We start from the raw sequence: 24,577 nt of genomic DNA on the forward strand, positions 1-24,577 counted from the left end.
GACGAGAAAGACTTACTTCGGCAGGTTGGCGATTTGCGCCAGGAACGGGTTGGCCGTTGCGAACCACAGGGCGATACCGGTGCCGATAATGAAAGCGGCGTCGATCAGACCGGCCAGCAGGAACATCTTGGTCTGGAGTTCGCCCATGAGTTCGGGTTGGCGTGCGGCCGACTCGAGGTACTTGCTGCCCATGATGCCGATGCCGATACATGCGCCCACAGCGCCCAGACCGATGATCAGGCCGGCGGCCAGTGCAACAAAGCTAATAACTTCCATGATGACTCCTAGAGGACTTTGGTTGAAGAGAAAACGAAAAACAGAAAACGAAACGGAATGATCGATGCGATCAGTGGTGATCGTGGGCCTGGCCGATGTAGACCAGCGTCAGCATCATGAACACGAAGGCTTGCAGCGTGATGATCAGGATGTGGAAGATGGCCCAGGCCGTGCCCGCGATGATGTGACCGATGGCCAGGCCGATGCCGGTGGCCGACAGCGTGAAGGCACCGCCCATCAGGGCGATCAGCAGGAAGATCAGTTCACCAGCGTACATGTTGCCGAACAACCGCATGCCGTGAGAGACCGTCTTGGCGACGAACTCGATCATCTGCATGGCGAAATTGAAGGGGTACAGCGCCCAGTGGTTGCCGAAGGGTGCGGTGAACAGCTCGTGGATCCAGCCGCCGGCACCCTTGATCTTGATGTTGTAGTAGATGCAGATCAGCAGCACCGCCACCGACATGCCCATCGTCACCGAGAGGTCGGCCGTGGGCACGACGCGCAGGTAGGCGTGGTGCGGGTCGGCGCCGGCGATGCCGAAGATCTTGGCCCAGATCGCCGGGAACAAATCGACCGGGAACAGGTCCATTGCGTTCAGCAGGAAGATCCAGACGAAGATGGTCAATGCCAGCGGAGCGACGAACTTGCGGCTCGTGGCGTTGTGCACGATGCCCTTGGCTTGCTGGTCGACCATTTCAACCAGCAGCTCGACGGCAGCCTGGAAGCGGCCCGGAACGCCCGAGGTGGCCTTGCGCGCAGCCAGCCAGAGCAACCAGCAACCCAGGATGCCCAGGGAGATGGAGAAAAACAGCGAATCGAAGTTGAAGACCGAAAGGTCGGCCACACCTGCAGGCTTGGAGCTTTGCAGATGCGTCAAGTGGTGAACGATGTATTCACCAGCGGTCTGACCATGTTCCGCAGCGTTTTCAGCAGCCATTCCGTTACTCGTCTCGTTGTTGCCGGCGCCGGGGCGAGAACATCACCGCCAACCAGGCCGCCTTCATTGTCACCACCAAGCCGACCAGCATTGCGGGCCAGCTCAGCGCCGTTATCAGCCTTGGCGCGGCGATCAGCATCGCCACGGACAAAGCCATCTTGACCATTTCCCAGAGGAAGAACCCAAACACCGCAGTGCCCGGATTCAGGGAAGAGAACCTGCCGGTCAGTCCACGAGCGAACACCGCCGATGGAATGACCACTGCGATCGCGCCGTAAGCGGCGGACCAACCCAGATTTTGCCTCCCCGTCAGTCCCCAGATGGCCAAAGCCACCACCAGACCGACAACCAACTGACCCGCGACCACCCGCCAAGGGGAGATCGAAGGGTTCTTTGCTCGCAGTTCACGCGCCTCATCGGCGGTCAACGGCTTGAATTCTGCGTCGAGGTCTTCAGCGACCTCCGACTCCTGTCGGGCGATTGTTTTCATTTCGAATGAAGCCCGGATGACGACCCAGAATTTCTACAAAGCCATTGATTATAAGTAAAAACCCAGCCGCTCCCGCCACATCCGCGTCACGATTGCGAATCGATGGCCACAAGACCTGACGTGAACCCGACTCGGCGCACGCAACCATAATTCCTTCATGCACCCTATCACCGACGCTTTGCCCGCCACGCTCTGTTACCTCGATGGCGAGTACACCGCCCTTCGCGACGCGAAGATCAGCGTCCTGGATCGCGGCTTCATTTTCGGCGATGGCATCTACGAGGTCGTTCCCGTCTACGGCGGCCAGCCCTTCTGCTTCGAAGAACACATGGCGCGCCTCGATCGCTCGCTCGCCGAGCTACAGATCGCCAATCCACTCTCCCTCGCACAGTGGCGCGACATCGTGATGCGCTTGATCGCGCCAGGCGGCAAGGCACCGCAAGCCGTCTACTTCCAGATCACCCGCGGCGTTGCGCCGCGCGACCACGCCATGGTCAAGGGCCTCACGCCCACCGTCTTCGTGATGGTGAACCCGCTGCCGCCCGTCTCCGACGCGGTGCGCGCCAAGGGCGTAGCCTGCGTCACCGCAGACGACTTCCGCTGGCAGAAGGCCCACATCAAGAGCACCAGCCTCCTGGGTGCCGTGCTATCCCGGCAGATCAGCGTCGAGGCCGGCGCGGCCGACACCATCATGTTTCGCGGCGAGTGGCTGAGCGAGGCCTCGTCGAGCAACGTATGGATCGTGAAGGACGGCGTGCTCATCGGTCCGCCCAAGGACAACCTCGTGCTCACCGGCATCCGCTACGGCCTCCTCGAGCGCCTGTGCCAGCAAGGCGGCATTCCCTTCGCGCTGCGCCGCGTGTCGCGCGACGAAGTGTTCGGTGCCGACGAGCTCATCCTTTCCTCGGCCAGCAAGGAAGTGCTGCCCGTCGTCACCCTCGACGGCAAGACCATTGGCAACGGCCATCCCGGCCCCATCTACAAGAGCTTGTATGCCGCCTACCAACAGGCCAAGCAACGCAACGCTGAAAAGCAAGGAGCCACTGCATGACCGAGAACATCACCGACGACGCAGTCACCACGCCCATTCCCGATCCGCGCAAGGAATCGCTGATCGAATATCCCTCGCAGTTCCCGATCAAGGTCATGGGCGCCAAGACCGACGGCCTCGTGCACGCGATCACGCAGATCGCCGAGCAGTTCGATCCGACCTTCGACGCCACCACGGTCGAGCTGCGCGACAGCAAGGCCGGCAACTACCTGGGCGTGACGATCACCGTCACTGCCACCAGCCGCGAGCAGCTCGACGATCTCTATCGCGCGCTCTCGGGGCATCCGGCGGTCAAGGTCGTTCTTTGAACTGAGCTTCGGATGACGACGGTCGCAGAGCTCCTCGTGAACACCGCCATCGCCCCGCAATGGCTGGGCCGCGTCGACTACGCCGAGACCTTCGCGGCGATGAAGCAGTTCACGCTGGAGCGCTCGGCCGAGACGACAGACGCGCTGTGGATCTGCGAGCACGCCCCGGTGTTCACGCAGGGTGTTGCCGGCAAGCAGGACCACATCCTGAACCCCGGCAACATTCCCGTGGTGCAGACCGACCGCGGCGGGCAGGTCACTTTCCACGGCCCGGGCCAGGTGGTCGCGTATCCGCTGATCGACCTGCGACGCGTCGGCTACTTCGTCAAGGAATACGTCTACCGCATCGAGGAATCGGTGCTGCGCACGCTCGCGCATTTCGGCGTGACCGGCCACCGCGTGCCGGGCGCGCCGGGCATCTACGTGCGATTGGACGACCCGTTCTCGCATGCTGCGCTGACCGGCCCGCTGCCCGCCAGCGACCCGTTCCGCGGCCTTGGCAAGATCGCCGCGCTCGGCATCAAGGTGAGCCGTCACGCCACCTATCACGGCGTGGCGCTCAACGTCGACATGGACCTCGAACCCTTCTCGCGCATCAACCCTTGCGGCTACGCGGGGCTGCAAACGGTCGACCTTTCTACAATCGGCATCCAAACCACATGGGAAGAAGCTGCCGGCGTGCTGGGCCAGAAGCTCACCACCTTCCTGGCACCTTAGCAATCCAATGAGCACCACCGAAGTCGTCCGCGACGCCCAGAGCGCCGAAACCTACAACCCCCTGGCCAAGCAAAAGGCCGCGGCCAAGCTCTCGCGCATCCCCGTCAAGGTGGTGCAGACCGGCGAAGTGCTCAAGAAGCCCGAGTGGATCCGCGTGAAGGCCGGCAGCCCCACCACGCGCTTCTACGAGATCAAGCAGATCCTGCGCGAGAGCAACCTGCACACCGTCTGCGAAGAAGCCTCGTGCCCGAACATCGGCGAATGCTTCGGCAACGGCACGGCGACCTTCATGATCATGGGCGACAAGTGCACCCGGCGTTGCCCGTTCTGCGACGTGGGCCACGGCCGCCCCGATCCGCTGGACAAGGACGAGCCGCTCAACCTCGCAAAGACCATCGCCAAGCTGCGCCTGAAGTACGTGGTGATCACCAGCGTCGACCGCGACGACCTGCGCGACGGCGGCAGCCAGCATTTCGTGGATTGCATCCAGAACATCCGCGAGCTCTCGCCGATGACGCAGATAGAGATCCTCGTGCCCGATTTCCGCGGTCGCGACGACCGCGCCCTCGAGATCCTGAAGGCGGCGCCGCCGGACGTGATGAACCACAACCTGGAAACCGCGCCGCGCCTCTACAAGGAAGCGCGCCCCGGGAGCGACTACCAGTTCAGCTTGAATCTCTTGAAGAAGTTCAAGGCGCTGCACCCGGACGTGCCGACCAAGAGCGGCATCATGGTTGGCCTCGGCGAAACCGACGAAGAGATCCTGCAGGTGATGCGCGACATGCGCGCCCACGACATCGACATGCTGACCATCGGCCAGTACCTGTCGCCGTCGGGCTCGCACCTGCCGGTGCGGCGCTATGTGCACCCGGACACGTTCAAGATGTTCGAGGAAGAGGCCTACAAGATGGGCTTCAGCCATGCCGCTGTGGGGGCGATGGTGCGGTCGAGCTATCACGCGGATCAGCAGGCGCACGCGGCTGGGGTGTAGGTCGTCGGGTGAGAGCGGCAGACTGACTCAAGGAGAGAACGCCGAGCGCAGCCTCGGGCGAGCACACTTTCAGTCAAGGCAACCACGCGCCAGGACGACTCATGCAACCGCCAGCGTCCACCGTACTTTACGTCCCTCGTGCAGGGGAAGCTCTTCTCCAACCGCGACTTCAACAGATGCGTGAAGATCGTCCTCAACCAACCAGCGTCCACCGAAGGGGGCTTTCTGCCCGCTTTCGGCCACGGTCAAGGATGTAGCGGGCGCACTGCGAACCGGTGCGTTCACGTCGTCTGACAAGGCGGGCTGGAGGAATACATAGCGCTTTTCCTCCTCTGGAATAGCACCCCCCTCATAGCGATCGTCACGCCAGAGCTGGCGCCAGGTGGTGGGTTCTCCTTTTCCGTGCGTACCATGGCTCGCCATGTTCGGCGCGGCAGTACCGCCATGCAAATAGGCCATCGTGCCCACTACAGGAAACGGACCTTTGGGCGGCCAAGGCTTGAACAGGCTGATGATCTTCGGAGCAGGCGCGTCGACCGGCTCCCAAATGCCGGAATGCTCGATGACCCTTCCGGTGCGAACCAAGGGAGACTCAGTCGGATCGGGAACCATCGGCAGCGGATCAGGAAAAGTCATGCGCTCGAGTTCCGCCTTCAAGTGATCGTTGAGGAAGGTTCGTGCAACTGTTTTTACAGCGCCGTCAAAGTTCGGCTGAATCGCGTTTGGTGAGCATTCGCTCCAAGCTTGCGCCAACTGCCCGACCGCCAATGCATATTCATCCCATAAGGGTGTAGCGTCACGGTCGATGCCAATATCCCCGTCCGCCAGACGCCACAGCCTTTCCGTTTCGTGATCCAGCGGCCTGTACGCCTGCACCAGTTCAGAGTATGAGGCGTACTTGAATATGCGCTTGTCGCCTTGCCTGAGCCTTGACACAGCTTCGTCCAAATTGGCCAAGCCTTTCAAAATCAAGACCAGTTTTGACTCATGAATTCCGGTCTTTTCCTCAAGTCCCTTGGCGCTGGCTTCGCGAAGGCTTTCTTCGGCGACAGCAGACCACGCTTGATAGAAATCCAGAATGCGCTTCCATGCCGTGTACGAAGTCCACCGCTTGAGCGCGTAGAAGATCTGCTTGCGCTCCAATTCATTGGGCAGCGTAGTACCCGCTGGCACTGTCATTTCGTGACCTCTCGGTTTTCCTTGGTCGCCATCTCTCGCGAGCCTAGCCGGGCCGTCTGTACGCTGGCAGCCCCCGGCATGTTGATGTAGCCATGAATACCGTTGGCATCGGTCCACCCCGTGGGCTTGATTTCGAACGTCATGCCGGTGACAGGATCCTTCCAGGGCTTCGCTTTGCCGCTGGCGATGACCTCCTTGGCTACGTTGGCTAAGCCACCCTTGGCTGCGATATCCATGTCGATGACCGCTTGTGGATTGCCACCGGGAAGATACTGACCCGGAATGTTTTTACCGCTCTGTTCTGAGATCGTGCCCACTGCCGCCTTGATGTTGCTATCCGCGGGAACAGTGCCGACAACCAGGTAACCGTCGCGATTCCATTCATCAAGTACGGCCGCCTTCTCACGCCACTCCTTGGCGGTCTTCGGCGGACTGCCCAACCCCCACCAGCCGCCTCCCGGGTGACTCTCGTCCAGCTTGTATCTATGCGTCACCCCCTCGGGGCCAAAGAAGCGATAAATCTGTTCGCCAGGTTTCAACGGGCGGTTGATGATCTTGCCGCTGAAGGCTTCGATCTGTACGTAATGGCCATTTCTGGGGTATTTGGTCAAGTCCGGATAACCTGGCTCGTGCTTGTAAACGCCCTCGTACGTTTCTGGCTGGCCGACGATTGCCTCGTTCTTTCGCCATCCATTGGCCGTCCGCGCCGGCAATGCGCCATCCTCAATGAGCCGAGCCTCGTCAGCCCTGGTGACAACGCGTTCACCCGTTGCCACCTCATGCGCTGCCACTCGGCTGGTCGTCTCGCCCCCGCTGTGCACATAGGCCTGCATTTCCCTGAGTTTCTGATCGAGCTCTTTCACCGCCTTGACAAGCATGTCCGGCGCCAATTGTTTGAGCGTGGCCACCCCCGCCTTGAGTGTTTCGATGCGATCGTTCAGACTGGCTGGCATCAGATTGCCGGCCTTGCGCTGAATCTGCACCAGAACGCCATTGAGGACCTCCATGAGCTTGTTGAAGCGCTCCAGCAATTTTGCTTGGTAGTCGGCAATGCGCAGCGCGAGAAACCATTTCTCTGCATCCTTGAACCCGATTCGGTTGAGGAACGCGATGATTTCCCTGGCACCCTCTTGCAGCTTGGCAGCTTTGGCCGCGCCCACCAATGCTTCGGCCTCCTTGGCGACCTTGACGATGATGCGACCCACGCCCTTGATCACGCCACCAAATACAGGAATCAAAGCGAACAGGAGCACAACCAACAGCACCCATTCCCACACCTTCTCGCGCTTCTCAGGGCTCTCGATCAATCCGATCACTACAGCAATCAGGTCGCGAACGGCTGTAGCGTCGCCGACCAGCGGAATCATGCCGATCACTGCGTCGACAACAATTTGAGAGAACGTGGCCTTTTCGTTGAACGCTCCTTGAGCCGTCCCCCAGAGCCATTGGCCCGATTCGACCGACCACGCCTTGAAGCGCGACCAACTCAGCCCTCCAGGAGCGCTGCCGGATGTAGCGGTGGTATTGCCCATTTCTATTTGCTGCCCTGTTGCTCGTTGGGTGCCGGTCGCTTGAAGTACTTATCGACAACGCTGCCGAGTTTTTCTTCGCTGGGATCGGGGTCGTGCCCTGGCGTCGGTGTCTTGTCCTTGCGCGCAAATGCGCCCGCCGCTGGCCCGAAGCTCACGGTGCCACCTAGCGGCACGTCGGAGATGGTCGCGCGTCCTTGATCGTCGAGGACACCGGTGCGCTCTCCGCCACCGGGCAGTCGTAGAAAGTACTTTGCTCCGGCGAGCCCTTCATCATCGTGATAGCGATGATCCAGTTCGACTGTGCCGAGTGGCAGATCGCCTACAGGTAGCGCCGGCAGTTGCGCCGGGCTCCCCTTCGGCCCCACAAAACTCTTGCTCGCCCCCTTCACATCCAACAACCCCGGCATCTTCAACGTGATGTTCATCCCATCCAGCTCGATGCTCGTCTGCCCACCCTTGAGCGTGATCTTCTGCTTGGCCAGCACGTGAATCTCGTCATTGCTGCTCGTGACCGTGAAGCCTTCCTTCGCCAGCCATTCGAGTTCGTCGGTATGCGCCTGCACGCTCACCGGCCCCTCCTGCGCGATGACCTGAATGCCGCCTTCGTGGCTGTACAACCCCACCGACTTGCCCGCCGCAAAACTCACCGTCTTGCCCGCCGCCATGTGCGCCTGCTCCTGCGCAGTCCAGTGAATCGCCTCGCCCGCATACACCGTCGCGCTCGCGGGCGTTGCCATGTTCAGGCTCATGTTCGCGTCCAGCACCATGAGTGGCCGAGCGAAGGCCGGCACCGGGTCCTGGCCTTGACGTGAATCCGCCCCCTCGCCGCCCTTGGGCTCCTTCGTGTCCTGCCCATTGACGCTGCCGGGGTAGTGCCCGTTCTTCTGCGGATCGATGTCGTCGATGAGCGGCTGCAGCAATGCCGTCGCATTCAATGCCAGTGCCTTGGCGCCACCGGCTGCATCCGACAGGTTCTGCGCCTCGCGCAACGCACCGGCCAACTGACCGCGCACGCTCGCAGTGTCCTGCACGCTGCCTGCGGCCCGTTCCTGGGCTAGCGTCGAGATCAACAGCCCTTCGCCCGCGCGCGTGACGACCCACGCATCCGAGCGCAGTTCGGCACCGCTGCCACGCCACGCACCGCGATTGCTCTCGCCGGGCGCCTGCGCATTGAGGTGCCCCAGGTTCAGCTGGCTCGTCGCATGCGAACTGGCGAGGCGCGTGCGCACCTGCCCGGGCGCGTCGTCCGCGATCCATTGGTTGTAGCCGCTGCCGTCGAGCGCACGGCTGTGCCAGCCCGAGAGCACGCCCGCGTGGTTGGCCGACGAGTCAGTGCCGGCGGACCACGGCGGCAGGTCCTGCCCGTTGTAGAGCTGCTGGCTCACCACCGGACGGTCGATGTCGCCTTCGATGAACGACACCAGCACTTCCGAACCGACGCGCGGCAGATGGTGCGCGCCCCAGTTCGGCCCGGCCACCGGCGCGGCCACACGCAGCCAGACCGACTGGCGGTTGCTCGCATGCCGGCCTGCGGTGACAAGACTGCCCTGCCCGCTTTGGCTTGAGCCCTGTTGCGTTGTCGCGCGCTGCGACTGCCAATGAAAACGCACCTGCACGCGGTGATCGCGCTGCGTGTGAACCGCCGTCGGCACCTCGTCGTCATCAGCGCCGACCACGAGCGCAACCATTGCCTCGGGCGCCGTCGGCTTGGGCCGCCAGATCGGCGCGATCTGCGCTTCGGCCGGCTGCGCCTCGAAGCTGTTGCGGTAGCTGCCCTTCTCGAGCTCGCCGGCTTCGAGCACCTGTGCGGCTTGCGCGCCGAGGTTGTTGGCGGCTTCGTGGCGCACGCGCAGCGTGACGAATTTCTGGCCTTCGTAGCGGTCGTGCTGCGTGAGCGTGAAGCGCTCGCCGGCGCCCAGCTGACGCACGCTGCCCCCGGCGTTGTAGCGTTTGATGCGCGACTCGAATGCCACGAGCTGGTTCTCGGCGCGTCGCGCGGCGGCGGCGTTGTTGGCGTAGCGCTGCGAGCCCGCGCCGTCGTAGTGCTCCAGCACAGGCACGTCGCCCATGGCGAGCGCGCTCTGCGTCGAGCCGGTGGGCGCCTGCAGCACGCTGGCGTCCCACGCGTTCAGCGTCACGGCGTTGCTGACGAGCTGGCGCTTGCTGCTCCATGCGGTGATCGCGTCCTGCTGCTCGGTGGCGTCGACGCGGTGGAAGCGGATCTCGGACAGCGCGCAATCGGGCGACCTCGCTTCGCGGTCGAAGATCACCAGCCGATGGTGCGAGGGCGTCGTGTTGTTGCTGTTGTTGCTGCTCGCGCCGCCGCTCTCGCCATCTTTCGTCTGCTCGTGCTCGAAGCGAAAGCTCAAGCCCTCCTCCGTGAGCAGACGCATCACGAAGGCGAGGTCCGATTCGCGGTACTGCACGCAGGTCGGCCGCACGGGCAGCTCCTGGGTGACTTCGAAGGTGAAGCTGGCGGTCGTGTGGTCGGCGAACACCTCGCTCACGATGTCCTGCACGCTCTTGGCGGCGTACACGAAGCTGTCGCGACGCAGGCCCAGCGCGGCGAGCCAGGGCTGCAGGTGCAGCCGGTAGCGCGCGAGGCCGCCATCGCCGCCCAGCGCGTCGACCGCCGTGAGGTAGCCGTGCCAGGTGCGGAAGCTGCCGTTGGCGAGCAGGAGGCGCAGGCTCAGCTCCTCGCCGATCAGCGCGAAGGGATCGAACTCGCTCGATGTGGCGAGGGTGTCGATGGTGAAGGCGAAGAGTTCGTTGATGCCTTCGGTGGCGATGAAGCGTTCGACGACGACGGCGTTCTGCGGTGCCGCTTCGGGCAGTTGCAGCTTGATGAGGCGCGCCTGCTCGGAGAGGCGCGCAACGTTGAGACCTTCGGACGTCCATGGCGCTGCGCCATGCGTCGGCATGAAGGTACTTGAAGTGTCTGGCATGAATTGCTCCCTCCCTGTTGTCACTGCCGATAGGTCCGGTCTTCGTCCGATGTTCTGCCGCGCATGATTTTCCTGTTCCTGGCTTCAAGCGATCGATTTCAGGAAGCAGATCCGCTGCTTCGCAGCTTCGACGCTTCATCCACGCCGGGAGGCCAGCTCGCCTCCGGAGCCAGGTGCATCACGACGAAGTTGCCCAGGCCGAACAACAGCCACAGCGGGAACGCCAGCGACATCAGCACCATCATCAAGGTGCCGAAAAAGCCGCGCATCCGCTCACGTGCGCGCCGTCCCATCTCCGTGGGGGCGAACCAGGGCATGGCGAACAGCAGGCAATCGATGAAGCCCGGCGTCTGATTGCGCAGGTTCTGTGGGGGCAGCCCCTCAGGCCCGTCGTTCATGTACCGGCGCAACAATTCCCACTGCTCTTCGTACTGCCGGGTCGTCTGGGCGCCATGCTGCAGCCGGAACCGGTCCACTTCTTCGAACGAACCAGGCTTGCAAGCCACAAGCTCGAGCGCGTAGCGTTGCGTCACCACTTCGCCGCTGGCGCCGATCTGCTTGGTGATCTCGGCCTGGAGCGTGGACCAGTCGAAGACTTTCACGCCGCCGCCCCACCGGCCAAAAGGGTTGTGGTTCCAGGTGTAGCTGTTGGCGTAGACCTTGCCTTGGCGGCGATTGAAGCGAACGGGCCGGTCCTTGGGCAGGCGCAAGTCGAGTCGCAGGAAAAAGATGCCGTGGCTGAAGGCGACAAGCCACATCACGATCGCCACACCCACGATCCAGCCCGCAATGCCGTCCCACGTCGAGAACCCGAGCATGAGATAGCTCAGGCCCAGCCCCGCTGTCAGGCAGGCAATTCCACCCCAAAGGATGAGCCCCCTCGGAATATTCGAGGCCGTCGAGAACTCCAGGTAGACCTCGTCCAGATGGTTCAATTCGTCCCAGCCGTCCGCCTTGCCCGACGGTGGCGCGTCCCGCAACACCAGGTCCTGTGCCCACTGGGGATGGACGGGCGTGATGCGGGGCGAATGAGATGCTGCTGACTCGGTGCTCATGATCAGTCGCTCTCGTTGAGTACCAGGCTCGCTCGACCGTGCGGATCGGATATGTCCGGCACGTAGTTGGCCGTCAGCTCGATGTCCTGAAAGTACGCCACGGCCACCTGCACGCTGACCTCGGCGACAAGAATGTCCTTGTTCTTGCCCTCAAACTTGTAGGTCGGCCCCACGAGGTTGCGAAAATACTGGGTCTTGTCGTTCGAAGGCAGTGGGACGCCGAGGCCGTTGCCGGCCGCGCTCGAGGCTGCCGGCATCGCATTGTGCTTGCCGCTTGCGAGCGTCACGCTCTTGGCCTTGCGACCCTTGACCGCGCACAAGCTCCATTCATAGGCCGAGTTCGTCGCGTCGTAGCTTGGAAACGTGAGCTTGGCCTTGACCGTGTCCCATACAAGATCGGCAAAGCCCCAGCCGTCGTCGTTGAAGCCGGTTTCGCCGGCCAGGCCGAGGATGATGGCGTTGAGCTGGCTCAGCTCGTCGTCGATTTCCGTGTCTGTCCAGGGCCGCTCGGCCGGGTGCTTTCCGTTCCCATAGCGCGCCCCCTTGCCCCAGTAGCAGCGGTCGAGCCAAATGGCGGCTTGGCTGTCCTCGGCTTTCATAGCGAAGTACAACAGCAGCACACCGGCGGCAATCAGGATCAGCGCCCATCCGATCGGACCGAGGAGGGCTGCACCAGTGAGTGCGCCATAGATGCCGACCGCGCCGCCCGCGATCATGGCAACGCCTGAAAGCGCGTAGAGCAAACTGGCGTCGTTGTCGCCATGGCGAGCCGTCCTGATCGAGGCCATCACGCCCTGCACCCCCTCCACGATGGAGGCTGCCGCCCCAAGCGCCCCCCCGATGCGACTGATTGCCGTTCCCCACGTTGCACTCATCAACTTTCCGCCCACGCCAACGAGTTCTATCGCCGCTCCGAGACACGCAGTACCGGCTGCCACCACCAGGATGCGTGCCTCGTTGTTGCCGACGAACGCTTTGTCCGCCTTCTTGATGCTGTCCTTGAAAGACCACGCCTGGACCACCAGCGAGGCTACCGCCAGGATGCCTGAACCGGTGCTGCTCAATCTCAGGCTGGTACGTGTCATGGTCTTCAGCACACTGGCCGTGCCGGCCTTCACGGCACTTGCACGCTGCACCACCGCATCCACGAATTTCTGCGCATCGGGACTGATGGTCAATGGGTGCACACGCATGGCGGTGGCCATGGCGGCGCTTTCGGCAGCGGTGGTGGCTTGAGCGACCTGATGTGCCGAGCGCGCGGCGTCCTGCGCGGGCGGCAACGCGTCGATCGCTTTCGTGACGTCGTCCAATTCGTTGTAAGCCCAGACCATGACATCGACGACGGCATCGCCCGTCTTCTTGTCGCTGATGTGCAGGATGCTGGCGACGGCCATCGAGCGCACCGTGTTCTTGCCTGCCTGCGCCACGCTGCGCATTCCCTTGGCGGTAACGCTGATGGCCGCTTCGGTGCTGCGAAAGGCTATGTCGTTGAGGTATGCAAGGTACTCGCGCACCTTGATGCGGGAAGTGACAAGAATGATTTCGCGCCGCTCATACAGAAGCACCGCGCCCTGAATCGCACGCAGAACGGTGGCCTCCGCGACTTCGGTCACCGCGCTGGCGGCCATGCGCGAGAGCGCGCTGCCAACCGTGTAGAGGCTGTTCGCCACGGCACCGGTGGCCTTGGGAATCCATCCGCCGCGAATTCTGTCCATCGCAGCAGCGCCAGCGGCGCGGACGGGATTGGGAACCTTGTCTGCCGCTTCACGCGTGAGGTCGAAGGGTTCGTTGCGAAAGTTCCGCATCGTATTGCTGGTCAGTTCCTTGGTGCCGATGATGTTCTTCACCGCCTTGAACAGCTTGCTGCCCTTGTGCAGCTTGTCCTCCATCGGGTTCGGCCCTTCGGGCAGAAGGTACTCGAGCAGTTCCTCCTGGTCGCCAAAGATCGCAACGTAGATCGGGTTGGTCTCGTCGGTGGGCTTCTTCGCGATGAAGTCTTTCCAGACCTCGTAGACACGGGTGTCCTGCGGCGACTTCTGTCCCTGGACCTGGGACGGGCTGCCGCTGGGTCCGCCGCTGAGCGCGACGGCGAAAGCCTCGATCAGCACATCCTGCTGTGCGGGCGATGCTTTGTCGAAGTCGTGGCGGCGCCGCACCCATTCGGGTTGCGCAAGCCAGTATGCGTAGTCGGCATCGCAACGCACGATCCAGTCCTGAAAGAGCTTGAGCGTGTTGTTGAGCCTGGTGTCGAAAGCGGCGCGCTCGGTTTCGCGATAGTGCTCTTGGAGCGAAGACCACAGGCTCTTCACTTTGGAGTCGACACGCTCCTTGCGCGTGGTGGTCACGCTTGTCGTCTCGGAATACGCCAGACCGTCCGAGTAGGTGTACGTCTCGGTCTGCACGTCGGGTAGGCCCTTGCTGGTTTCCTCCTGCTGCACGGTCGCAGCGACTTGGTCGCCAATCACTTGCTTCAGGCCCAGGATCGATTGGGAAATCAGCATCGGCCTGACGACGCGGACGTCGCTCAGGTAGCGCTGGCGAGAGTCCATGGTCTGGAGCCGCGTCGCGTTCAGCTCTTGCACCATGCCCAGGGGATCGTTCAGAACAATCGCGCTGGCCATGAATTTCTGGCCGTTGAAGTCGCTCGGCTTGGCGCTGAACTTGGCCACTGCCGGAGCCTCGCCGGTGCGCATGCTCACACCGTGCGCGCCCACCCAATCGAGGTGGTTGGGCTTCTTTGGGTTGAAAGGGTCTTTGGCGTCGTACTGGGTTCGTGAACGTGCCTCGGCATCGTCTTTGGCGTACTCCAGGACAAGGGCGTTCAGACGCTGCGTCGTGTCGGCCGCGTCCGGGTGGAACTGGAACGCATCGGGCACGCCATCGGCTTGTTTGCCGAGCGAATCCGTAGTGAACTCCTGCATGCGCTGGGTCCGCGCCCCCGCGGAACCGCCACCCTCATACTTCTGGCGCACGCTGCGCGTCCATGGCACCTCGCTGAAAGCGATCCAGAACTTGGTCGGCAAGGCCCGCGTTGCACCGAGCGGAACCAGCGGAATCGTGATGAAGCTCGCCGGGACGTTGTGGCCTTCGCGCCGGCAAGCCGGCGTCAGTTCGCGATCGGTCTTGAAGTCAGGGTCGTCGGGGTCCGCGAGCTTGCGAAGCATTCCGCTTCCAGTCACTGCATACGTGTGCCAAAGGCCGGATCCGAAATAGACCATGACGAAGCCCTTGCGCAGGGTACGCAGGGCGTAGCGATGTCCCTTGAGTCCCTCGGGCGGCTTGCCTTTCAGGCTCGTGCCGAGCTTGAGCGAGGTCGTAGGATCGGCCAGTCTTGCAGGTACGTACGTCGGCACGACCGCATAGCGCAGCGGCAAGACCGGCAAGCCGGTCCTGCCGCAGAACGCGCACTTGCCATCGGCGCCGAGCGCGCATGCCTGGGCGGCCTGGCCGTTGGCACGAATCGTGGCTGCACCTGTCGTCGCCGTTCTCGCCTTGGTGGTTTCGCTTCCCATGAGCCTGCACTCCCGTTCGTTGTGTCTGATGCGATGGTTATTCGTGCGCGCTCGCGGCCATCTCGTCGAGCACTGCATCCGGCAGCGCTGCAATGAGCTGCGCCAGTCCCGGCTGGTCATCGGGCGCGGAGGCGACTTGACGAACCAAAGTCGCTGCTTGCGGGTGCTCGGCCCATCGGGGACCGAGCGTGAAAACGTTGAGCGCGTAGAAGACGATGTCTTCGGTGCGATGCAGGCCGCTGCCCGATGCCTGACGCATCGCGGCATCGATGCGCAGTTCGGGCTCGGAAGGCACGGCGATGCCTGCGCGTGTCATCGCCATCACGACAAAGCGTGCCGTGGCGATGCGCGCCTGCGATGCGAACTGCTCTCTGCCGAGCGGCGCGGTGTGCTCGGAATCATCTTGCTGCGGCGCCGATATCACCTTGAGTTCGCCGGCCGTGTCGATCAGCGCCCAATGCCTGATGGGCCCCAGCCAACGCCGCAAGAATCCCGCTGCAGCCGGATCGCCCGCCAACAAGGCCAGACGATAGGGCTCGAAAAAGGGCAGGTAGCGCTGCCGGGCCTGGCTCTTGTCGAGCACCACACCCGACTTGGCCAGATGGCGAGCCGCTGCCGTCGGCAATGCATCGGTGCACAGCCAGCCGGCCACATAGGCACCATTCACGCTGCGGCACCGCGCAACCGCGCATTGCAGCGTGAGGTCGATCAGCGCTTCATCCGGGTAACCGTGCTCGCCGGCGACATGCAACTGCAGGAGTTGCGGCAAGAGTTCGGGCTCATGCGCCAGATCGGGCCGGTGCACAGCTTCCATGTGCCGTTCGATCGGTCGCTGGCTCAGATTCGATAGATGCAGTTCATGGTACTGAGCGACAGGACAGTTGAGGTCGAGCAACGCATGGATTTGGGCCTTGGGATGCACCTCGCGCCACTGAAAAAACTGCGCTCGAAGTTGCGTGCGCAATTCGTCGATGTCGCGTCCGCGTGGTTGTTCGGGGGTCGTCATGTCTTCCATTCGCACTCAGCCAGTTTGTCGGTCGGCAGGCTGTTGCTCGCACTGTCCCCCTGCGGCCCGACGAAGTTGTGCATGCCCCTGAACGTCACCTTGCCCGGCGCATGGATCTTGATACTTGATCCTTCGAGCTTGACGTAGGCGCCGGCGCTGGTGAGAAGCACATGCGTGGGCGCCTCCACCTCGACGTTCTTCGTCACGCTGGCGATCGTGACCTTCTTGTCCGCCGCGATCTTCGTAGCACCCTTTTGGCTTTGCAACGTCACGCTGCCGCTGGCCGCATGCAGCGCAATGCCGCGCTCTTGATTCGGCTCCTGGCCTTCATTTGCCTTCGCCCCCATGGTGTACAGGCTCACCCCCTTGGCCACGCTCACCGCGATCTGTCCCTGCGCGGGCAGGTCGATGTCCTGGCTCGCCACGATGGCGGTGTTCTTGCCGCTCACCGCAATCACCTCCTTCGGCGTGACGAAGCCGATGCCCATCGGTGCGCTGAACTGCAGGTGCGGCTCGCTGTACGCGGTGACGCTGCCCTGACCGCCTTCGGTGGCCTTGATGTCACCACCGTTGCCGTTTGCGCTGCTTGCCGTTGCGCTGCCTTCCTGCGTCGCGCCCAGCACTTCGGCCACGTGCTTGAGCGCCTCGATGGCCGGCAGCTTGTCCGGCGCCTCTTCGCCCTTGATCTGCGCCTTCTGCGTCTGCGCACTCTTGGCCAGCGAGGTCGCGAGCTCCTCGGCTTGCTTGGTCTGCTGCTGTGCCTCCTTGCTCGCCATGAACGCACCCTTGGCGTTCGGCTGCGCATGGGCGCTCACGAGCAAGCCCGATCCAGCCCGGATGGCACCCTGCGCGGTCGTGGCGAGTTCAGCCCCATGCCCCCGCGCCTTGCCGCGCGCGTTGTCGTCCTGCTGCTTGTGGTGTCCCAGGTGCAGCCGGCTCATGGCCTGCGTGGTCGCGAGGCTCGTGCTGCCCTGCCCCGGCGTGTCGTCGAAGACGAGTTGGTTGTAGCCGCCATCACCGCTCTGGCTGGCGCTCAACTCCTGGGTCTTGATGCCCGAGAAGACGGCGTTGTGCGCGTGTTCCTTGGCCTCCTTGCCTTCGCCGGCGAACCAGGCGGGGGCGTTGCCTGTGGACTGGGCGGCGCCTGCGGACTTCTCGTTGTGCTGGGCGTCGACCTGGCCAGCACCGTTGTAGAGGGCTGCAACGACGACGGGGCGGTCGATGTCGCCATGGTGGAATTCCACGAGCACTTCCTGCCCCACACGCGGCAGCGTGACCTGGCCCCAGTTGTCGCCCGCAGCGCTGGCGGCCACGCGCACCCAGGCGCCCAGGCGGTCGGCGGCGGGAGCGTTGTCCTGGCCGTCGGGGCGGGGCTGTCTTGCGCTGGAGCCGCTGCCGCGTTGCCAGTGGAACTGCACCTTGACGCGGTGGTCTCGGTCGGTGTGAACCGGTGCATCTCCGCCCACACCGATGACGATGGCGCTCTGGCTGCCGTGCACGCTGGGCTTGGGGTGGATGCGCTGGCCGTGGCCGTCGATGCTCAACGGACGGTAGGGGATGCCCGCGCGCACTGTCGTGAAGTCGTTGCGGTAGTGGGTGACGGTGTCGGGTTTGGCTGCAGCATTGCCGCTGTCCTTGTCATCGTCACTGCCTGCATCGAACACGGTGGCGATGTCCGGCAGGCCAAGGCGTTCACCGACACCGGCCTTCAAGGCTTCATCGAAGTTGTTCCGCGCGATGTGGCGCACGGCCAGGACCGCAAAACGGCGGTCTTCTTCGCTGTCCTTGTCGTGCTGCTCGTGGCCGGTCAGGGTGAAAGTGATGGCGGGTGCGAGGGTGCGCACGGCGCTCTGGCCTTCGAAGCGCTTGTTGCGAAGCTCCAGGGCTTGAAGGGCGTTGGACAGGAGGCGTTCGCCTTGGGCGGAGGTCTCCCAGCCATAGGCGCCGGGGTCGTCGCTCCACTGCAGAGTGCGGTGGCCTGCGCCGCGGCTTTGCTGCTGCACGGGCCTCGCGCTCACGCTCTTGTAGTCCCAGCTCTGCTGCGCGAGGCTGTTGGTCTGCAATTGGCGACTGCCGCGCCATTGCTGGATGGTGTCTTCGCGCTCGCTCGCATCGGCGCGGTGGAAGCGGATGGTGGCTTGGGTATTCGCGCGGAAGGCGCCGTTGTGGTCGGCGATGACGAGGGTGTGGCTGCCCAGGTCGCCGTCCTTGCCGGTGGCGTGTTCGAACCAGTAGCACAGGCCTTCTTCAGCGAGCAGCCGCGAAACGAAATCGAAGTCGCTCTCGTGGTACTGGGTGGTGATGCCGCGCACGGGATAGATGTCTCGTTGCGCAATCTCCCAGCGCCATTGCACGGCCAGCTTGCCCTGGCTTTGATATCGCGCGAACACGGCATCGACGATGTCGAACACGCTTTGGTGCTGGAAGAGGCAACTGTCCTGGCGGTGACGCAGGAATGCGAGCCAGGGTTCGATGACGATGCGATAGCGGGCCATGCCGCCGTTGCTAGCGACGCACTCAGCCTCGGTCACATGGCCGTGGAAGGGGCGCAGGTCCGTGCGGCTTTGCGCGGTCTGCAGATCAAGACGCACGCCCTGCCCCATCAACGTCTTGAGTTCGATGTTCGCGTCGTCGCTCAAAGCGGTGAGTTCGAAGCGGAAGCCGCCATCGTCCAAAGACTCCACACCGTCCAGGCGCTCGGCCAGCAGCTTGTTGGCACCGAGCGGCGTATGCAGCACCAGCAGGCGATCCTGCTGCGTCGTGCCTGCGCGCAGCAAGCCGCCAAGCGAAGCCGTTGAGAAGGTCGTCATTGTTCTGTTCCCCCTTTGACCCAAGCCGCCGCGGCCCTAGCTGATCCTGTAGCGGAACTCGCCGCTCTTGGCGCAGCTGGCCTTGATCTTCGCGAGCGGCGTCTCGTCCGCCATGCGCGTGAGCACCGCTTCCGCGATCTCGGGCAGGAGCGTGCCGTTCAGGATGTGATCGACGTTGCGCGCGCCCGAATCGACCTCGGTGCAGCGCGCAAGCACGGCCTCCACCAGCGCGTCGTCCCACTCGAACACCGCCTTGTGATTGGTCGCGATGCGGTCGCGGATGCGGCCCAGCTTCAGCGCGATGATCTGCTCGAGCACCGCATCGGTGATCGGATAGAACGGCGCCACTTTCATGCGGCCGAGAAAGGCCGGCTTGAAGGCCTTCATGAGCACGGGGCGCAGCGCATCGGCCAGCGCGTCAGGCGCGGGGCGCTCGTCGTCGGCCTTGTTCAGGCACGCCTGCATGATCTGCGACGAACCGATGTTCGAGGTGAGGATGATCAGCGTGTTGCGAAAGTCGATCTCGCGCCCCTCGGCGTCGTCCATCATCCCTTTGTCGAACACCTGGAAGAACATCTCCAGCACATCGGGATGCGCCTTCTCGACCTCGTCGAGCAGCACCACGCTGTAAGGCTGCCGACGCACGGCTTCGGTCAGCACGCCGCCTTCGCCATAACCCACGTAGCCGGGCGGCGAGCCCTTCAGGCCCGAGACGCTGTGCGCCTCCTGGTACTCGCTCATGTTGATGGTGATGAGCTTCTTCTCGCCGCCGTAGAGGATGTCGGCCAACGCGAGCGCGGTCTCGGTCTTGCCCACGCCCGAGGGGCCGACGAACATGAACACGCCGCGCGGCTTGTTGGGGTCTTCCAGGCGCGCGCTGGCGGTGCGCACGCGCTGGGCGACGGCGGCGAGCGCGTGGTCCTGGCCGATCACGCGTTCGGCCAGCAGCGTGTCGAGGGCGCGCACGGTCTTGATCTCGTCCTTGACCATGCGGCCGAGCGGCACGCCGGTCCAGGCCGAGACGATCTCGGCTACGACGTGGCCGTCGACCTGCAGCGGCACCATCGGCGTGGTGCCTTGCAGTGCGCGCAGTTCGGCGAGCAGGGCGTCGAGCTGGTCGCGTTCGGGGTCGGCAGTGGTCGCGGTTTTCTTGCGGCTCGCGGCGCGTGCCGGTGCCTTCTCCGCGGGTGCGGCCTCGGGCTGTGCAGCCGACTCGTCGCGTTGCGCACGCAGTGCGCGAATGCGTTCGACCAGCGCGTTCTCTTCGGTGAGGCGTTGCTGGCTCGCAGCCAGTTCGGCCTGCAGCGTGCTCCTTTTTTCCGCCAGTTCGGCAAGTCGCACTTCATGGCGCCCGCCGGCCGCGGTGTCGCGCACCAGCGCAGCGCTCTCGGCCTCGATGCGTTCGAGGCCGCGGTTCGCTTCCTCGATCAGTGCCGGCGTCGCGCTCTGGCCGAGCGCCACTTTGGCGCACGCGGTGTCGAGCACGCTCACCGCCTTGTCGGGCAGCTGGCGGCCGCTGATGTAGCGGTGCGACAGGCGCACCGCCTCGGTGATGGCTTCGTCGAGCACGCGGATGTTGAAGTGCTTTTCCATCAGCGGCACCATGCCGCGCAGCATGGCGGCAGCCAGCGTTTCGCTGGGCTCTTCGACCTTCACGACCTGGAAGCGCCGCGCGAGCGCCGCGTCCTTCTCGAAGTATTTCTTGTATTCGCCCCAGGTCGTGGCGGCGATGGTGCGCAGTTCGCCGCGCGCGAGCGCGGGCTTGAGCAGGTTGGCCGCGTCGCTCTGCCCGGCCTGGCCGCCCGCGCCGATCATGGTGTGGGCCTCGTCGATGAAGAGCACGATCGGGTGCGGGCTCTTCTTCACTTCGGCGATCACGTTCTTCAGGCGGTTCTCGAACTCGCCCTTCACGCTCGCACCGGCCTGAAGGAGCCCCATATCGAGCGTGTGCAGCGCCACGGCGCGCAGCGACTCGGGCACGTCCTGCGCCGCGATGCGCAGCGCGAGCCCCTCGACCACCGCCGTCTTGCCGACGCCGGCTTCGCCGGTGAGGATGGGGTTGTTCTGGCGCCGGCGCATCAGGATGTCGATGACCTGGCGGATCTCGGTGTCACGGCCGATCACCGGGTCGAGCGCGCCGTCGCGCGCGCGCTGCGTGAGGTTGGTGGTGAACTGGTCGAGCGCGGGCGTCTTGCCCGGCACGCCCGCGGCCAGCGCATCGGCCGGCGCTCGCTGCGCGTCGCCTTCCGTGGCCGCAGCGCCCGAGGCGCCGGCTTCGGCCGCTTCGCTCGAACCGTCGGTGAGCTTGTCGAAGTCGTGCTTCAGGTCATCGAGGCGGATCTTCGCGAAGAGCGGCGAGCCGCGCTGCGCGAGTTGGGCAAGGTCGGGCTCGGTCAAGAGCGCGAGCAGCAGGTGGCCCGAGCGGATCTGCGCCACGTGCGCATCGAGCGAGGCCAGGAGCCACGCCTGCTGAAACAACTGCTGCAGGTGCTGCGAGAACACCGGCGTGCGCGTGTTGCCGTTCTTGAAGGTCTGGATCTCGCGTTCCAGGTCCGACTGGATCGCGGTCGCGCTGATGCGGTTGGCGCGCAGCACGCGCGCGAGGTCGTTGTCGGTCTGCTCCAGCAGCGCCAGGAACAGGTGCTCCAGGTCCACTTCGTAGTGGCCGTTGGCCAGGCACAGATTGGCGGCGCGCTGCGTGGCCATGCGTGCGCTTGCGTTGAGCTTGGTGATCAGTGTTTTCAGCGATGTGCTCATGAACGGTGGTTGTCTTCTGTCGGTCTTCTTCGTTGAAAGGTCGCTGCCGGTTGCTGCTGCATTAACTACTGCAGGGGCTGGAGTTCGTACTGGGTGTCGCTGCGGTCGCTCTCGGCCTCGCCGGTGGCGATGAAGCTGTCCCAGCCGAGATGGCTGCCGCCGCCGTCGCTCAGCTGCACAGCGGCCACTTCCTCGCGAGCCAGGATCAATCGCACCTCGTACTCGCAGGTCACGCCAGCGAGCAGCGCCAGCATTTTTTCGAGCGCCTTCGCATGCGCGCGGCCCGGAAAGAATTCGCGCAGCGCGCTGCGCTTGAGCGGGCCGATCCACAGGCGGATGCGCAGGTCGCGCTGCCAGATGCGTTCGCCCGCCATCGCGTTCTGCCCAAGGCTCACGTTGCCTTCGCCCAGGCGCGAGCGCTGCTGCTCGGGCATGTCGTACCACTTGCCCAGGAACTGCTCGATGCGGATGTTGCTGCGGAAGTAATCGGACAGCACGCGCTGCAGGTAGGCGGCCGACATCGGCCGATGCCGCACCGCGGCCGCATAGCCGGCCACGGTTTCGTCGAACACGGTGCCCGTGCCGTCGGTGAGCGGATCACGCTGGGCCGTGTGCTCCAGCCCCGCCATCGACAGCAGCACCGGCAGGTAGGCACGACTGCGCTCGTGCTCGTAGTGCAGCGGCAGGCGGTACTTGCGCCAGGCCGCATAGAAGAGCGCGGTCGCGCGATTGGTGAACACGTCGAGAAACGCGCGCGCCGAGCTGTCGCGCAGATGCTGCTCCCGGCGCATCAGCATCTCGGTGTAGACGATGGGCAAGGCGCCCGATACGCCGAGCATGCCGAAGGAGGCGGGCGTGAGCTCGATGCGGCCGAGGCCATGCACGTCTTCGCCCTGCAACGGCGGCTCGCACAGTTCGGCGCTCGACACCAATTGGCCCACCGCATCGCGCACCGCCAGCGCCTCGATCTCGCTGGGTGGAAAGGTGAGGCTCGTCGAGCTGCGAAAGCGCAGCCAGCGCGGCACCATGCGCTCGCCGGGCACCAGGCGATGGTGCACGTCGCGCTCCTGCCGCTTGAGCAGCACGAGCTCGAGCAACCGCACCGCCTGGAAGAACTCGAAGCGGTACGGTTCGCGCAGCAGCCGGTCGGCTACAGCAGGATCGATTCGCCGCTGCGGGGTTTGCATCGCACCAGCTCCTCCTTGTCGCGCGCCGAAACGATCACCAGCTGGGTGAAGCTGTTCAGGTGCACATAGAGACCGAAGAAATGATCCATCACGCGCGCAAAGGCCTGCAGGCTGCTGCCGACGAAGCCGGCCTCGTCGACCGTGAGCTTGAGTTCGATGCCGCGCACGAAGGTGGCGAAGGGCTTGCCCGGCAGCCACTGGGTGGTGGCCTGCTGGTCGATGCCGGTGATGGCCTCGATCTGCCGCGCCGACACGGCCGAGCGGCCGAGGTCGTACAGGCGCAGCATCTCCTTGAGCGCCGGCAATCCGCTGGTGGCCAGCGACAGGTGGTTGAGCGACAGGTGCGACACCAGCCGCCACTGCACGCCCTTGCCGCGCGGCATGCGCAGCGTCTGCGTCGGGCGGCGCAGCATGCGGATCGAGCGCGCGACCGAGTTGCCCTCGATGAACAGGTCGCCGCCCGGCAGGCCGAAGGCCAGCGAATGCGGCAGGTCGCGGTTGGTGCAGGTGAGGTCGATGCTCAGCGTTTCCGTTTGCGGCAGCGAGGGCTGGAAATCGATGTCGACGATCGAAAGCTCGGTCTCGTAGCCCGGGCTCTTCTGCGCCACCAGCTCGTTGCGCCGCGCGAACCAGTAGTGCTCGGCTTCCTTCGGATGCTCGCCGTGGTGCAGCGAATAGAAGGGCCGGAACTCGATGTAGGCGTCGCCCTCGGCGGTCTGCTTCACGAGCTTGACCGAGTCGATGCTGTAGACCTCGAAGCCGAAGGCCCGGCGCGCATCGGCCACCACCGGATATGCGGCCGCGGCGTGCGTCACGCGGATCGGATCGCTGCGCTGCTTGAAGAGGTTGATGACGGGCGTGCAGCCCAGGCGCAGGTTTCGGCTGGACACGCCTTCGAGCAAACGCGCCGTGGGCGAATCGGCGCGCACGCCGGTCATCACGAGATGCAGCGTGATCGCGCGGCACGAGCCGATGTGGCGCAGTGCGTTCGCCAGATCGATGTCGACGAAGTTGAACTTCTCGGGGAACGCGAAGTACTCGCTCAGCAGGCGGTAGGCGGGGTGCGAACGCGGCGGCAGCTCGATGAGCGCATCGGCCTCGTCGAAGCCGACAGGATGCAGCGCCTCGCCCTGCACCTGCGTCCATTTGCCGCTGCGCTCGGGCTCCACGAAAACGGCGGCCGTCTTCAGGAAGATCACATCGGCCAGCGCGGTGGCGAGCGAAGGCTCGGCATCGATGAAGGTGCGCAGGCGCGCCATGGTGAGCGCGAGCGTGCCGAGCGACTTCTGCTCGCCGGTGGCTTCGAGCGTGATCGAGAGGCATCCGGTGGCGTTGCGCGGCAGCGAGGCATGCGCGGGCGCATTCACAACCGAATGGAACACCACGTTGGACACCTGCACGGCTGCCAGCGTCACGTCGTAGACGCTGCGAAAGCGGCATGCGCCGCCGCGCACCGGCTGCGAAGTGAGCTCGGTGCCGCGCGCGATGGTGACGGGCTTGCTCAGCTTCGCGAGCGCCGCGCCGCCGGCATCGAACTGCGCGATCGAGCACGAAGGAAAGGGCCGCAGGTAGTGCGGGTACAGCACTTCGAGCAGCGCTTCGGTGAGCTCGGGGTAGTCGTCGTCCAGCTTCTTGCTGATGCGGGCGGTGAGCAGCGCGAACGACTGGATCATCCGCTCGACGTGCGGGTCCTCGCTGCTGTCGGCGGAGATGGCCAGGCGCGCCGCGATCTTCGGGTAGCCCTTGGCGAACTCTTGCGAGTAGCCGCGCAGGAAGGCGAGCTCTCGTTCGTAGAAGGGCAGCAATTCATCCATGGCGTGG

The 24,577-nt window shown here is 64.3% G+C and carries 17 protein-coding genes; 4 read left to right on the top strand and 13 right to left on the bottom strand.

Annotated features, from left to right (window positions below; translation table 11 throughout):
• Nucleotides 1–12 precede the first annotated feature (12 nt).
• The 3 genes from atpE to QFZ83_RS26035 all read right to left on the bottom strand — a co-directional run bounded on the left by atpE (nt 13) and on the right by QFZ83_RS26035 (nt 1,706).
• Nucleotides 13–276, bottom strand: coding sequence for a F0F1 ATP synthase subunit C (gene atpE / locus QFZ83_RS26025; RefSeq protein ID WP_007830191.1), 264 nt, complete (start codon nt 274–276; stop codon nt 13–15).
• A gap of 70 nt (nt 277–346) precedes the next feature.
• Complete coding sequence (atpB, locus tag QFZ83_RS26030) at nt 347–1,216, bottom strand: F0F1 ATP synthase subunit A (protein WP_280811927.1); 870 nt, start codon at nt 1,214–1,216, stop codon at nt 347–349.
• A 4-nt stretch (nt 1,217–1,220) separates the two neighbouring features.
• Nucleotides 1,221–1,706, bottom strand: coding sequence for an ATP synthase subunit I (locus QFZ83_RS26035; protein WP_306882561.1), 486 nt, complete (start codon nt 1,704–1,706; stop codon nt 1,221–1,223).
• Nucleotides 1,707–1,863: 157 nt separating this feature from the next.
• On the opposite strand from QFZ83_RS26035, the gene QFZ83_RS26040 reads away from it, so the two are divergent.
• From QFZ83_RS26040 to lipA, 4 genes are read left to right on the top strand one after another with little or no spacing between them, the layout of a single operon-like run.
• Nucleotides 1,864–2,757: a D-amino acid aminotransferase gene (locus tag QFZ83_RS26040; RefSeq protein ID WP_307511204.1), complete on the top strand. Its 894-nt coding sequence runs from the start codon at nt 1,864–1,866 to the stop codon at nt 2,755–2,757.
• Nucleotides 2,754–3,065 carry a YbeD family protein gene (locus QFZ83_RS26045; RefSeq protein ID WP_307511206.1) on the top strand — a complete coding sequence of 104 codons (312 nt, stop codon included), beginning with the start codon at nt 2,754–2,756 and terminating at the stop codon, nt 3,063–3,065. The genes QFZ83_RS26040 and QFZ83_RS26045 overlap by 4 nt, the downstream gene beginning before the upstream one ends.
• A gap of 12 nt (nt 3,066–3,077) precedes the next feature.
• Entirely contained in the window at nt 3,078–3,782 is a 705-nt protein-coding gene (gene lipB / locus QFZ83_RS26050) for a lipoyl(octanoyl) transferase LipB (protein WP_307511209.1), read from the top strand.
• Between the two features lie 7 nt (nt 3,783–3,789).
• Nucleotides 3,790–4,773: a lipoyl synthase gene (gene lipA, locus QFZ83_RS26055; protein ID WP_307511211.1), complete on the top strand. Its 984-nt coding sequence runs from the start codon at nt 3,790–3,792 to the stop codon at nt 4,771–4,773.
• Between the two features lie 99 nt (nt 4,774–4,872).
• Here lipA and QFZ83_RS26060 read toward each other — a convergent pair whose 3' ends face one another.
• From QFZ83_RS26060 to tssF, 10 genes are all read right to left on the bottom strand, one after another.
• The gene (locus QFZ83_RS26060) at nt 4,873–5,952 is read right to left on the bottom strand and encodes an Imm71 family immunity protein (RefSeq protein ID WP_307511213.1); all 1,080 of its coding nucleotides are present in this window, start codon (nt 5,950–5,952) and stop codon (nt 4,873–4,875) included.
• A complete protein-coding gene (locus tag QFZ83_RS26065; RefSeq protein ID WP_307511215.1) occupies nt 5,949–7,484 on the bottom strand; it encodes a hypothetical protein in 1,536 nt (511 codons plus the stop codon). Before QFZ83_RS26065 ends, QFZ83_RS26060 begins: the two co-directional genes overlap by 4 nt.
• A gap of 2 nt (nt 7,485–7,486) precedes the next feature.
• Nucleotides 7,487–10,429 carry a type VI secretion system Vgr family protein gene (locus tag QFZ83_RS26070; protein WP_307511217.1) on the bottom strand — a complete coding sequence of 981 codons (2,943 nt, stop codon included), beginning with the start codon at nt 10,427–10,429 and terminating at the stop codon, nt 7,487–7,489.
• 98 nt (nt 10,430–10,527) lie between these two features.
• The gene (locus QFZ83_RS26075) at nt 10,528–11,484 is read right to left on the bottom strand and encodes a DUF6708 domain-containing protein (protein ID WP_307511219.1); all 957 of its coding nucleotides are present in this window, start codon (nt 11,482–11,484) and stop codon (nt 10,528–10,530) included.
• A 2-nt stretch (nt 11,485–11,486) separates the two neighbouring features.
• The gene (locus tag QFZ83_RS26080) at nt 11,487–14,996 is read right to left on the bottom strand and encodes a T6SS effector BTH_I2691 family protein (protein ID WP_307511220.1); all 3,510 of its coding nucleotides are present in this window, start codon (nt 14,994–14,996) and stop codon (nt 11,487–11,489) included.
• Between the two features lie 37 nt (nt 14,997–15,033).
• Nucleotides 15,034–16,011 (bottom strand): hypothetical protein, encoded by a 978-nt coding sequence (locus QFZ83_RS26085; RefSeq protein WP_307511222.1) that lies wholly within the window; start codon nt 16,009–16,011, stop codon nt 15,034–15,036.
• Nucleotides 15,999–18,812 carry a type VI secretion system Vgr family protein gene (locus QFZ83_RS26090; RefSeq protein WP_307511224.1) on the bottom strand — a complete coding sequence of 938 codons (2,814 nt, stop codon included), beginning with the start codon at nt 18,810–18,812 and terminating at the stop codon, nt 15,999–16,001. The genes QFZ83_RS26085 and QFZ83_RS26090 overlap by 13 nt, the downstream gene beginning before the upstream one ends.
• Nucleotides 18,813–18,848: 36 nt before the next feature.
• Entirely contained in the window at nt 18,849–21,569 is a 2,721-nt protein-coding gene (gene tssH, locus QFZ83_RS26095) for a type VI secretion system ATPase TssH (RefSeq protein WP_307511225.1), read from the bottom strand.
• 65 nt (nt 21,570–21,634) lie between these two features.
• On the bottom strand, nt 21,635–22,756 hold the full coding sequence (gene tssG, locus QFZ83_RS26100) for a type VI secretion system baseplate subunit TssG (protein WP_307511226.1): 1,122 nt from the start codon (nt 22,754–22,756) through the stop codon (nt 21,635–21,637).
• Nucleotides 22,720–24,570, bottom strand: a complete 1,851-nt coding sequence (tssF, locus tag QFZ83_RS26105) for a type VI secretion system baseplate subunit TssF (protein ID WP_307511227.1) — start codon at nt 24,568–24,570, stop codon at nt 22,720–22,722. Before tssF ends, tssG begins: the two co-directional genes overlap by 37 nt.
• Between the last annotated feature and the right edge of the window lie 7 nt (nt 24,571–24,577).

It is taken from the genome of Variovorax sp. W1I1 (assembly GCF_030815625.1).
Lineage (GTDB): Bacteria > Pseudomonadota > Gammaproteobacteria > Burkholderiales > Burkholderiaceae_C > Variovorax > Variovorax paradoxus_C.